The sequence below is a fragment of the Moorena sp. SIO3I6 genome (assembly GCF_010672095.1).
Map to the genome: position 1 here is coordinate 1 of NZ_JAAHHU010000530.1, position 2,931 is coordinate 2,931.

The following is a 2,931-nucleotide window of genomic DNA, read 5'->3' on the forward strand; positions in this document are numbered from 1 at the left end:
TAAACAAAAGACCAAAAAAACAGAGCGGCAGGGCAGTCCGTTCTTAAAGCCCAGCGCCTCCTAAGCAATAGCTGGATTGGCTGGGAAGCCCACACTGAACTCAAAGAGTCAGTGTGGGAGCTGTCACCGTTTTGCTGATATGGCCGATTGCTTTTAACTAGGTTTTGTGAACAGTAAACAGTTAACAGTAAACAGTTAACTGTTTACTTATGGTATTACCTTTGCCCTCAGGGATGTTAGAACAGAAATAAGGCAAATTTTTTGTTCATTGAGTTGAAGCGTTGTCCACCTTGGGCTTTAATATCCCTTGCTGCCAATGGGTTTATGATTGTGACTCTCACCTGGTTACTACTGGGTGAGTATCACCAGTCAAAGTCAGATCCAGTTAGCCATCCTGTGGTAACTACCCGAATTTTAAATCCTACCCCTGAGCCAGTAATTGAATTAGGGCCACGACACCAGTTAAATTACCAACAATGGCTGGCACTGCTGGAGAAGGAAGCTCAGGTAGTGGCTAATCAACAACCGGAACAGTTAACAGTCCTGTTGGGAGATTCTCTAAGCCTATGGTTTCCCAATGCACTGCTACCCCCAAAACGCTACTGGCTTAATCAAGGACTGTCTGGGGAAACCTCAGCAGGGTTGCTCAAGCGCTTAGATATTTTGGATCAGACTAAGCCAGAAGCAATTTTTGTGATGATTGGCATCAATGACCTAATTCGGGGGGTCAAGGATGAAGCAATTCTAGAAAACCAACGGCTAACGATTCGCTACTTGCGGCGAGCCCATACCGAAACTAAGATTGTCCTTCAATCGATTTTGCCCCATGGTGCTGAACAGGCAACCTGGGAAGGACGCGATCGCTTACTTACTATCCCCAACAGTCGCATCCAAAATCTGAACCAGCAGCTAAAAGCGATCGCTCACGCAGAAGGAGCGATTTATCTAAATCTCTATCCCCTCTTTGCGGATAATCAGGGCAACCTGCAACCTGAGCTTAGTACCGATGGCTTGCATCTGAGTCCCCAAGGTTACTTAGTCTGGCGCTATGGTTTACAAATCTTTGAGGAACTTATCCTCCAAGAAGGATTAGCTATTCCGATAGCAAAGGGGACAGGGAGCAGGGAGTAGGGAGCAGGGAGTAGGGAACAAAAATTATCACAATTTATTTAGGATTGCTATAGTAACTGAGGTCACGGTTGATTGAAAGTAAATTAATAATAGCAGTGATTAATAAGTAATTTGCTTAAGATAGCTCAATGGATACAAAAGCTTTCAAGCGCTCACTCCAAAAATCAGATAACTACCACCGTAAAGGATTTGGTCACGAAGCCGAAGTTACCTCTCAGTTGGAATCGGAATATCAAAGCAGTCTGATTGAACAGATTCGTGCCAATAACTATCGGCTGCAACAGGGAGATGTGACCATCCGGCTAGCAGAAGCATTTGGCTTTTGCTGGGGTGTAGAGCGAGCTGTAGCCATGGCTTATGAAACCCGCACCCACTTCCCCAATGAACGGATCTGGATTACTAATGAAATTATTCACAACCCCTCTGTTAACCAGCGCTTGCGGGAAATGGAAGTAAAATTTATTGCCGTTGAGGATGGCAAGAAAGACTTCTCTGTTGTCGGTGCTGGGGATGTAGTGATTTTACCAGCATTCGGTGCTAGTGTTCAGGAAATGCAGCTGCTCCACGAGAAAGACTGCAAGATTGTAGATACTACCTGTCCTTGGGTGTCCAAAGTTTGGAATACGGTAGAGAAGCATAAGAAAAAAGAGTACACTTCCATTATTCACGGCAAATATAAACACGAAGAAACGGTAGCAACGAGTTCCTTTGCCGGAAAATATCTAGTGTTGCTGAATCTACAAGAAGCGGAATACGTTGCCAACTACATTCTCAATGGTGGCAACCGGGACGAATTTCTCGATAAATTTAAAAACGCTATCTCAGCTGGCTTTGACCCGGAGCAGGATTTAGAGCGGATTGGGATTGCCAACCAAACTACTATGCTCAAGACCGAGACCGAGCAGATCGGCAAACTTTTTGAGCGCACCATGATGAAGAAATATGGTACGTCTAATTTAAATGATCACTTCCAAAGCTTTAATACTATCTGTGATGCCACCCAAGAACGGCAGGATGCCATGTTGGAGCTCGTAGAAGAAAAGCTAGACTTGATGATTGTGATTGGTGGCTTTAATTCCTCCAATACCACTCACCTGCAAGAAATTGCTATTGAGCGACAACTACCATCCTATCACATTGACAGTGTCAACCGGATTATTTCTGCTGATGAAATCGAGCATAAACCCCTGCATCAGGAGGTGGAAGTAGCACGAAATTGGCTTCCCTCTGGTTCGATAGTAGTAGGAGTAACCTCTGGAGCGTCTACTCCTGATAAGGTAGTAGAAGATGTAATCAATATGATTTTTGAACTGAAGGCGACTGCTGTCGCAGTTTAGAACTAACTGGGGTTAGTTTAGGAATAACTGGGATTAGTTAAAATTGAAAATTTCAACTGGTTAATAGCCATTGATTATTTTCAATTTTAACAATTTTGTAAGCATTCAGATCTAAGCTCATGCGCTACGCGCACGCTACGCGAACAGCCTAATGCTTACGTGCCTCGATATCGATCCTGGGGATGCTAAAAAACGATTGGATTCTTACCAGGAAAACAATGGTCAAAAGTTTGATTTATCCCTAGCAATCACGTTTCCATTATAAACGAATAGGTTGACTTAAAAAAAATAATAACGGTAAAATTAAATGTAGTTTACATCTACTTAAAAATTGTATTCGCGCCTCATATTTTTTTTTTTCAAACTTTTTTTATTAATTGCAAATTGCCATGGAAATCCAAGACTACTTCGAGTTCCTAGCCTCTGACGACATTCGCATCAAAGGTAGCCGCATTGGTATCGA

At 43.1% G+C, this 2,931-nt stretch carries 2 protein-coding genes; both read left to right on the forward strand.

From position 1 onward, the window contains the following. Window positions 1–261: 261 nt before the first annotated feature. A complete protein-coding gene (locus F6K49_RS39005) occupies window positions 262–1,131 on the forward strand; it encodes a GDSL-type esterase/lipase family protein (RefSeq protein ID WP_293105889.1) in 870 nt (289 codons plus the stop codon). Window positions 1,132–1,259: 128 nt separating this feature from the next. Then, a complete protein-coding gene (locus tag F6K49_RS39010) occupies window positions 1,260–2,468 on the forward strand; it encodes a 4-hydroxy-3-methylbut-2-enyl diphosphate reductase (RefSeq protein ID WP_293105892.1) in 1,209 nt (402 codons plus the stop codon). The last annotated feature ends 463 nt before the right edge of the window (window positions 2,469–2,931 follow it).